The sequence below is a fragment of the Burkholderia sp. BCC1640 genome (genome assembly GCF_902833125.1).
GTDB lineage: Bacteria > Pseudomonadota > Gammaproteobacteria > Burkholderiales > Burkholderiaceae > Burkholderia > Burkholderia diffusa.
This window is the reverse complement of record NZ_CADFEF010000158.1, coordinates 1-470: the sequence shown is the minus strand read 5'-3', so window position 1 is coordinate 470 and position 470 is coordinate 1. Positions and strand designations below refer to the sequence as shown.

Below are 470 nucleotides of genomic sequence, written 5' to 3'. Positions count from 1 at the left end.
CACATGATGGATTGCCCGCACGGCAACTGGTGGTTCTATGTCTGGCACCGCGGCTACATCGGCTATTTCGAGCAGACCATCCGCAACCTGAGCGGCGACGCCTCGTTCGCGCTGCCCTATTGGGACTGGACGCAATTGCCCGAGATCCCGGCCGCGATGTTCGACGGCGTGCTGACGCCGACCGACGCCGCCTACGTGCCCTACACGGGCAACCTGGCGCGCTTCACGAGCTTCATCCAGCCGGCCCTGCAGGACTACTGGAATAACCGGCTCACCGGCTTCCAGCGCGCCCAGCAGCGCGCGCGGGGCTATGCCGTGTTCAACCAGCTCTGGGACGACGTGACGGGCTTCAGTGCCTCGATGAACGCCGGCATTTCGGGCAACATGGCCTATGCGATCACCTGCGGCGCTCGCTACCTGTCGCGCGACAATCCGAAACTCGACCCGAAGACGGCCTACGACGTGTCGCC

At 64.9% G+C, this 470-nt stretch carries 1 protein-coding gene; it reads left to right on the top strand.

Going from position 1 to position 470, the window contains the following annotated elements:
- On the top strand, positions 1–470 hold a 470-nt coding region (locus HWX25_RS32985), incomplete at both ends, for a tyrosinase family protein (protein WP_175912785.1).